At 69.8% G+C, this 7,258-nt stretch carries 10 protein-coding genes and 1 pseudogene; 6 read left to right on the top strand and 5 right to left on the bottom strand.

Annotation, left to right across the window (positions count from 1 at the left end):
• The 3 genes from AB0M20_RS19045 to AB0M20_RS19035 all read right to left on the bottom strand — a co-directional run.
• On the bottom strand, window positions 1-700 hold a 700-nt coding region (locus tag AB0M20_RS19045; RefSeq protein WP_364299789.1), incomplete at its 3' end, for a Zn-dependent oxidoreductase.
• 9 nt (window positions 701-709) lie between these two features.
• Window positions 710-1,939 (bottom strand): NADP-dependent malic enzyme, encoded by a 1,230-nt coding sequence (locus tag AB0M20_RS19040; RefSeq protein WP_364299787.1) that lies wholly within the window; start codon window positions 1,937-1,939, stop codon window positions 710-712.
• Between the two features lie 90 nt (window positions 1,940-2,029).
• The gene (locus AB0M20_RS19035) at window positions 2,030-2,326 is read right to left on the bottom strand and encodes a S26 family signal peptidase (protein WP_364299785.1); all 297 of its coding nucleotides are present in this window, start codon (window positions 2,324-2,326) and stop codon (window positions 2,030-2,032) included.
• Between the two features lie 85 nt (window positions 2,327-2,411).
• Here AB0M20_RS19035 and sodN point away from each other — a divergent pair, with 85 nt between their 5' ends.
• Genes sodN through AB0M20_RS19020 form a run of 3 tightly spaced genes read left to right on the top strand, consistent with a single transcriptional unit; the run spans window position 2,412 to window position 3,748 of the window.
• Complete coding sequence (sodN, locus tag AB0M20_RS19030) at window positions 2,412-2,816, top strand: superoxide dismutase, Ni (RefSeq protein ID WP_364299783.1); 405 nt, start codon at window positions 2,412-2,414, stop codon at window positions 2,814-2,816.
• A 56-nt stretch (window positions 2,817-2,872) separates the two neighbouring features.
• Window positions 2,873-3,316, top strand: coding sequence for a GNAT family N-acetyltransferase (locus AB0M20_RS19025; protein ID WP_364299791.1), 444 nt, complete (start codon window positions 2,873-2,875; stop codon window positions 3,314-3,316).
• 24 nt (window positions 3,317-3,340) lie between these two features.
• Window positions 3,341-3,748 carry an anti-sigma regulatory factor gene (locus AB0M20_RS19020; protein ID WP_364299781.1) on the top strand — a complete coding sequence of 136 codons (408 nt, stop codon included), beginning with the start codon at window positions 3,341-3,343 and terminating at the stop codon, window positions 3,746-3,748.
• Window positions 3,749-3,750: 2 nt separating this feature from the next.
• Here AB0M20_RS19020 and AB0M20_RS19015 read toward each other — a convergent pair whose 3' ends face one another.
• Window positions 3,751-4,452, bottom strand: coding sequence for an FCD domain-containing protein (locus AB0M20_RS19015; protein ID WP_364299779.1), 702 nt, complete (start codon window positions 4,450-4,452; stop codon window positions 3,751-3,753).
• A 38-nt stretch (window positions 4,453-4,490) separates the two neighbouring features.
• Window positions 4,491-4,880 carry a hypothetical protein gene (locus AB0M20_RS19010; RefSeq protein ID WP_364299777.1) on the bottom strand — a complete coding sequence of 130 codons (390 nt, stop codon included), beginning with the start codon at window positions 4,878-4,880 and terminating at the stop codon, window positions 4,491-4,493.
• A gap of 52 nt (window positions 4,881-4,932) precedes the next feature.
• On the opposite strand from AB0M20_RS19010, the gene AB0M20_RS19005 reads away from it, so the two are divergent.
• From AB0M20_RS19005 to AB0M20_RS18995, 3 genes and pseudogenes are all read left to right on the top strand, one after another.
• Entirely contained in the window at window positions 4,933-5,883 is a 951-nt protein-coding gene (locus AB0M20_RS19005) for a diacylglycerol kinase family protein (protein ID WP_364299775.1), read from the top strand.
• A 428-nt stretch (window positions 5,884-6,311) separates the two neighbouring features.
• Entirely contained in the window at window positions 6,312-6,566 is a 255-nt protein-coding gene (locus AB0M20_RS19000) for a WhiB family transcriptional regulator (protein WP_364299773.1), read from the top strand.
• Window positions 6,567-6,756: 190 nt separating this feature from the next.
• Window positions 6,757-7,086, top strand: a pseudogene (locus tag AB0M20_RS18995) (MerR family transcriptional regulator); the annotation flags it as partial.
• Window positions 7,087-7,258 lie beyond the last annotated feature (172 nt).

Genomic DNA, 7,258 nt, shown 5'->3' with positions numbered 1-7,258 from the left:
CGATCCGGGCCTGCGGCCGCGCACTCTTCATCGAATGCTCGAAGGTCGGCGCACCCACCGACTCGATCACCACGCCGACCCGCTCGGGCAGCCGCGCGCCGGGCTCCAGAGCGGTGGCCCCGAGCGCGGTCACCCGCTCGCGCTTCCAGTCCTCGCGGCTGGTCGCGTACACCCGCTTGCCCATCGCGACGCCCAGCACGACGGCCGCGGTCGCCACGCCGCCGCCCGCACCCTGCACCAGCACCGCCTCGGCGTCGTCCACCCGGCCCAGCGTGGTCAGCATGTTCCACGCCGTCAGCCACGCGGTCGGCAGGCACGCCGCCTCGGCGAACGACAACCCCTCGGGCTTGGGAATCAAGTTCTCCTCGGGTACGGACACACGATCGGCCAGCGTCCCCGGATAGTGCTCGGACAGCAGGGACAGGCCACGGGGATCCTTCGCATCCGGCACGACCGAGTAGACGACCACCTCGCGGCCGTCCTCGGTCACGCCGGACGCGTCGCAGCCGAGCACCATCGGCAGCCGGTCACCCGGCAGCCCGACCCCGCGCAGCGACCACAGGTCGTGGTGGTTGAGCGAGCTGGCCCGCACCGTCACCGGCACCCAGCCCTCCGGCGGCGCCTGCTCCTGGAGCTCACCGGTGGCCAGGGCCTGCAACGGGTTCTCGGGGTCCGCCTTGGTGGCGTAGGCAGCTCGCATCAACCGAGCCTAGACGGCCGCGGGCTCGGTCTCGACCGGTGCGGAGATGCGACGGGCCACACCGTCGCGCTCGGCGGCCCGGGCCACCGCGGCCGCCACGGCCGGCGCCACCCGCGGGTCCAGCGGCGACGGCACGATCTGCTCGGGCCGGAGGTCGTCGGCCACCACCTCGGCGATCGCCTCGGCCGCAGCCACCTTCATGCCCTCGGTCACCGTGGTCGCCCGGGCGTCCAGCGCGCCGCGGAAGATGCCGGGGAAGGCGAGCACGTTGTTGATCTGGTTGGGGAAGTCGCTGCGGCCGGTGGCGACGACGGCCGCGTACCGGTGGGCGATCGCCGGCAGCACCTCCGGTGTCGGGTTGGCGAGGCCGAAGATGATCCCGCCCCGGCTCATGCCGGCCAGCGCGTCCTCGCCGATCGTGCCGCCGGAGACCCCGATCAGCACGTCGGCCCCGACCAGCGCCTCCGTGATCCCCCCGGTGCGCCCGGAGAAGTTGGTCATCGCGGCCAGCTCGGCCTTGGCCGGGTTCAGGTCGCCCCGCTCGGCGTGGACGATGCCGCGCGAGTCGCAGACGATCACGTTCGCGCCGTTCACCCCGGCGGAGATCAGCACCTTGGTGATCGCCACCCCGGCCGCGCCGGCGCCGCTGATCACCACGCGCAGATCGGCGAACCGGCGGCCGAGCAGCGTCGTCGCGTTGCGCAGCGCGGCCAGCGTCACCACGGCGGTGCCGTGCTGGTCGTCGTGGAAGACCGGGATGTCGAGCGCGTCGTCGAGCCGCCGCTCGATCTCGAAGCAGCGCGGCGCGCTGATGTCCTCGAGGTTGATCCCGCCGAACGACGGCGCGAGCGCCGTGACGATCGCGACCAGCTCGTCGACGTCCTTGGTGTCCAGGCAGATCGGCACCGCGTCGACGCCGCCGAACTGCTTGAACAACACCGCCTTGCCCTCCATCACGGGCATCGCTGCGCGCGGGCCGATGTCGCCCAGCCCCAGCACGGCCGTGCCGTCGGTGACCACGGCCACCGTGTTGGCCGTCCAGGTGTAGTCGGCAGCCAGCGCCGGGTCGGCGGCGATCGCCTCGCAGACCCGGGCCACACCCGGGGTGTACGCGAGGGAAAGGTCGTCGCGGCTGGCCAGCGGGACGGTCGGGGCGATCGCCATCTTGCCGTGCTGGTGCAGCTCGAACACGGGATCGGCGGCCAGGGCAGGGTCGAGCTCGAAACTGAAGAAGGACATGCGAGGGCTCCCAAAGGGCATCGTGGAAGAGAAATGGGCCTGCCGGGTCTGGCGGCCTGCGATGCGGGGGTCACCCGGAATCAACAGAGGCTATCGAACCGGCCAGTAGCGCACCACGACTTTGCCGATGACATCCGCCACTCCATACACACGGGAGTCGTCGGTGACGAGATCGTTGTCGCCCTTTACCCACCATCCGCCGTCCTGCCGGTGCACCGCCCGCTTGACGACGAGCAGGTCGGGACGGGTCCGGAACCGCGCGACAACCACATCACCAGGACGAATTCTCTTCTTTCGGAGAACCAGAACGGCGTCTCCGTGCTTCAGCGCGGGCGCCATCGAGGGCCCGCGAACCAGCGCCGCGAAGACCGGCAGTTGCCACCCCATGGCATCAGTCCTCCGATCGTTAGGCCCATCCGGTAAGGGGTAGTGTCGTCTGCGGATCATCGCAATTCTCTATGGAGGGGTCCTGATGCGACTTCCGCGTTTCCTCATGCCTCGCACCGTGGTCAGCGCTCACTGCGACCTGCCGTGCGGTGTGTACGACCCGGCCCAGGCCAAGATCGAGGCCGAGTCGGTCAAGGCCATCGCCGAGAAGTACCAGGCCAACACCGACCCCGAGTTCCGCACCCGGGCGATCCTGATCAAGGAGCAGCGCGCCGAGCTGGTCAAGCACCACCTGTGGGTGCTCTGGACCGACTACTTCAAGGCGCCGCACTTCGAGAAGTACCCCAACCTGCACCAGCTGTTCAACGAGGCCACCAAGCTGGCCGGCGCGTCCGGCGCCAAGGGCTCGGTGGACCCGGCGGTCGCCGACCAGCTTCTCGGCAAGATCGACGAGATCTCGAAGATCTTCTGGGAGACCAAGAAGTCTTGAGTCGAGGCTTCACGATCCGGCCGGCGCGTCTCGACGATGTGCCGGCCGTTGTCGCGATGGTGCACGAGCTGGCCGACTTCGAGCGGGCCGGCGATCAGTGCAGGCTCACCGCCGGGCAGCTGGAGGCCGCCATGTTCGGTCCCCGGCCGCAGGTCTTCGGCCACGTGGCGGCCGACGCCGAGGGCGCGCCGATCGGCTTCGCGCTCTGGTATGTGAACTTCTCGACGTGGGAGGGCACCCACGGCGTCCACCTCGAGGACCTCTTCGTCCGGCCGGCGGCACGGGGCACGGGCGCGGGGCGGGCGCTGCTCGCTGCGCTGGCCGCCCTGTGCGTCGAGCGGGGATACCGGCGACTCGAGTGGGTGATGCTCGACTGGAACCCGGCCGCGAAGTTCTACGACGCGATCGGGGCGACCGTGGTCGGTGACTGGCTGCCGTACCGGCTGAGCGGCGCCGCGCTGGAGGAGCTCGCCTCCACCAACGCGCCGATCAGCGGCTAAAGTGCATCCATCGGGAGGGGTGCGGTGACTCAAGCAACTCAGCAGGAGCCGGCGACCGGCGACGACGTGGTGCTGCTCACGGTGCCCGCCGACGGCGGCTATCTGGGCGTGCTGCGCACCGCGACGGCCGGGCTGGCCGCACGGCTGCACTTCGCGCTCGACGAGATCGAGGACCTGCGCATCGCCGTCGACGAGGCGTGCGCGATGCTGCTGGCAATCGCGACCCGCGGCGCCGAGCTCGAGTGCCGCTTCGCGGTGACCGACGACGCGCTCGCCGTCGAGGTGTCGGTCACCACCGTCCGCGGGGCGCGGCTGCCCTCCGAGTCGTCCTTCGCGTGGAAGGTGCTGACCGCCCTGACCACGTCGGCGTCCGCCGAGGCCACCGGGCAGCAGGCGACGATCCGGCTGCTCACCCGGCGCACCGAGAGCTGAGATCAGCTCTCGCGGTCGTTCGTCTCGATGATGTAGTCGAGGTGTCGACGCGCCACCGTGGCAGCGCCCTCGGGATCGCTGCGCTCCAGGCACGCGAGCAGCTCGCGGTGGTCGGCGTCGATCCTGGCCCAGTACCCATCCGGCATGTCCACGATCACCCGCTCGTCGATCCCGACCTGGTAGAGCGGCCGGGTCATCAGCTCGAAGAGCGGGTTCGCGGTGGCCTTGGCGACCGCGGCGTGGAACTCGTGGTGTGCCCGCAGCATGACGTCGAAGTCGTCCAGGTCGGGATCGAACAGCGCCGCCCGGATCTCGAAGAGGTGCTGCTCGGTCCGGCGCGCGGCGGCCAGCCCGGCGGCCGGCACCTCCAGCGCCCGGCGCAGCTCGATCAGGTCGGCGAACCCGACCTCGGCCGAGTTGGTCAGCATGGTCAGACCGGTGGAGAGCGCGTCGGCGAGCTGCTCGGCGTCCGGGTGGGCGACGAAGCTCCCGCCGGTGACCCCGCGGGTCGTCACGATCAGATGCTGACTGGCGAGCAGGCGCAGTGCCTCGCGCACGGTGCTGCGGCTCACCCCGGTGCGTACGCACAGCTCCGGCTCGGGCGGAAGCCGCTCGCCGGGCTGCAACCGCCCGGAAGTGATCTCGTTGCGCAATTCGTCCGCGAGCAGCTGATACGCCGGCGGCCGCACCGTTGATCCGGTCACTCGCTCAGGGTAAGACCAAATCGACGCAGCGCGCGGGTTTAGTCGACGCCAAGTGCGCGAGTACTTGCCGGCAGTACCACCAGGAGGCCGACCAGCAGGCCGAGCGCGATCAAGGCCAGGCCCGCCCAGAGCGGTCCGGTCTGAATCAGGAAGCCGCCGGACGCGATCACGAAGAGCTGCACGACGATGGCCGGGCCGCGCGCCCCAGAGGTGCGGCGGCCCAGCGAACGAGCCACCACGACGATCGCGGCAGCGCCGAGGGCGGCCATCACGATCAGGCTGATCGCCACGCCCAGCTGCACCTCGTCCGCCGTCAAGAGCCTGATGATGAGGTACGCGGTCAGCGCCGCGAGCCCCGCCGCCTCGAGCAGGAGCAGCCGGACCGCCCAGGTCAGGGTCACCGGGTTGCCGGAATCACCATCGGTCACCGCTGCACCATACCGACAGCCACAGCAGCGCCGTCGATGTACAGTGCCGCGCATGCGTGCGTTACTGGTGGTCAATCCCAAGGCCACCACGACCAGTGAGCGCAGCCGGGATGTCCTGGTCCGGGCCTTGCGCAGTGAGGTCGACCTCCAGGTCGAGTACACCCTCCGTCGCGGACACGCCACCGCTCTCGCCCGCGAGGCCGCGGAGCGCGGGGTCGACGTCGTGGTGACGCTGGGCGGCGACGGCACCGTGAACGAGGCGGCGAACGGGCTGATGACCTCCGCACCGGCGCTGGCCGGCGTGGCCGGGCCGCCCGCGTACCGTCTGCCCGCCCTCGCCGTGGTCCCGGGCGGCTCGACCAACGTCTTCGCCCGCGCGCTCGGGCTGCCCCGCGACTGGGCCGACGGCACCAGCGTGATCCTGGACGGTCTGCGCGACGGCCGGCACCGGGTGATCGGGCTGGGCCGCGCCGACGACCGCTACTTCACCTTCTGCGCCGGCGTCGGCGTGGACGCCGCCGTGGTCCGCCGGGTCGAGCAGGCCCGCCGCCGCGGGCACACCTCCACCCCGGCCCTCTACATCCGCTCGATGATCGGCCAGTTCTTCTCCGGTGAGGACCGCAAGACGCCGCCGCTGGCGGTGGAGCGGCCCGGCGAGGAGACGCAGACCGAGCTCAGCATGGTCGTCGTCCAGAACACTGCACCGTGGACATACCTGGGCGACCGGCCGATCAACCCGCTGCCGGACGCGTCCTTCGACCGTGGCCTGGACATGCTCGCCATTCGTCAGCTGTATGTCCCGAGCACCGCACGCACAGTGACGCAGATCGCCAGCCGCAAGGGTGACCCACACGGCAAACAGGTGCTCAAGTTGCACGACCAGGCCGAGTTCACGGTCCTCGCAAGTCGCCCGCAACCGTTCCAACTCGACGGTGACTACCTGGGTGAGCGGCAGAAGGTGCACTTCGTGTCCGTCCCCGAAGCTTTGCGTGTGATCTGCTGACGGCTGGGTACGCACCACTCGTGGCGATCGATGGATCATCACGATCCGTCACAGAAAACCGCTCAAAGGGTCGGCGATAGGCCCGGGACCGTACTACATTGATGGAGGCGTTGGTCATCCGGTGCCATGAACGAGGGCAGAACCGGACAAAGGGGCGGTGACTCAGCTCACCCGGCCGGAGAAACTTCGGGCGCTACCCTTGACATCGCAGGAGTTCGTGAAAGCATTCACAAGCGATACAAAGTAACCGGCAACCGCTCGCGCGCGTTCCTAATCAAGAAGCGCAGCAACGGAAGCCAAACCCGAGCTTGCTAACGCATGGGTGATGGGACGGATGCAGTCCGTCGGGTCGCCAATCGCGTACGCATATAAGTAACACCGCACCGCATTCTGTTTGCCACCCATCCGAAACAAGGAGTGTTGCCGCCATGGACTGGCGTCACCATGCGATCTGCCGCGACGAGGACCCGGAGCTGTTCTTCCCGATCGGGACGTCAGGCCCCGCGCTCCTGCAGGTCGAGCAGGCCAAGGCCGTCTGCCGGCGGTGCACCGTGACCGAGTCGTGCCTCGCCTGGGCGCTCGAGTCGGGTCAGGACGCCGGCGTTTGGGGCGGTATGAGCGAAGACGAGCGGCGTGCCGTGAAGCGTCGCGGCGGCCTTCGGGTCGGCGCTCCCACCGCCTGATTCACACCTACACAGCATTAGCGCCCCGGGCCCTTGGCACCGGGGCGTCTTGCTGTTCTCGCTTGGTCACGGACAGCAGGGGCGCGGATGCGGAGAATTTCGATCACGGATCAGTTCGCGAAATGATCTCTAAATTGCGCAAACGCGTTATGCGTTCACACCGGCACGATCTGGAGTGGAGGATGGATCGATGACGTACTCGCCCGGCGAGGTGGCCGAGAAGACCGGTTTCAGCATCGACACTCTCCGCTACTACGAACGCATCGGTCTGCTGGCGCACATCGAGCGCACCTCGGGCGGCCGGCGGCTGTTCACCGACGACGACGTCCAGTGGCTGGGGACGCTGCGCTGCCTGCGCGACACCGGGATGCCGATCGCCCGGATGCAGCGTTACGCGGAGCTGACGCGGGTCGAGCAGACCGAGGAGGAGCGGCTGCGCATCCTCGAGGAACACGACGAGGAGGTCGGCCGCCGGATTGCCGAGCTGGAGGCCCAGCGCGAGCACATCCGGGGCAAGATCGCCTGGTACCGGGAAACCGCCGCCCTGACGCGAGCGGCCGACGCGCCGGCCGCGGCCACCTTGGCTGCCGACGCGCGGGCTGCCGACGCGCGGGCTGCCGACGCGCGGGCTGCCGACGCGCGGGCTGCCGACGCGCGGGCTGCCGACGCGCGGGCTGCCGACGCGCGGGCTG

The sequence above is a fragment of the Actinoplanes sp. NPDC051633 genome (assembly GCF_040681735.1).
Taxonomy (GTDB): domain Bacteria; phylum Actinomycetota; class Actinomycetes; order Mycobacteriales; family Micromonosporaceae; genus Actinoplanes.
This window is presented reverse-complemented; position numbering and strand designations above follow the sequence as displayed.